Origin of the sequence: Acinetobacter sp. ABJ_C5_2 (assembly GCF_044538485.1) — a bacterium.
In the GTDB taxonomy this organism is placed as follows: Bacteria; Pseudomonadota; Gammaproteobacteria; order Pseudomonadales; family Moraxellaceae; genus Acinetobacter; species Acinetobacter nosocomialis_A.
This window is the reverse complement of sequence record NZ_JBIUCS010000109.1, coordinates 1-320: the sequence shown is the minus strand read 5'-3', so window position 1 is coordinate 320 and position 320 is coordinate 1. Positions and strand designations below refer to the sequence as shown.

Genomic DNA, 320 nt, shown 5'->3' with positions numbered 1-320 from the left:
GTACAGTCTCTGCAGACATTACGGCACCTGTGGTTGCGCTAGATGATGTGTTGACGAATGACAGCACACCTGCGCTGACCGGTACAGTGAATGATCCGACTGCGACTGTGGTGGTGACTGTAGATGGTGTGGAGTATCCAGCGGTTAATAATGGCAACGGTACTTGGACACTTGCAGACAATACGCTTCCAGTGTTGACCGATGGACCACATACGGTAACTGTGACAGCGACCGACCCTGCAGGTAATGTGGGTACAACAGGTGCAGTGGTGACTATCGATACCACAGCACCAAATGCACCGGTTCTTGATCCAATCAAT

General features: G+C 51.2%; 1 protein-coding gene. It reads left to right on the top strand.

All coding sequences use genetic code 11. The features are described 5' to 3' along the window. A partial coding sequence (locus tag ACH8JV_RS19590) for an Ig-like domain-containing protein (RefSeq protein ID WP_396523322.1) occupies positions 1-320 on the top strand: 320 nt, incomplete at both ends.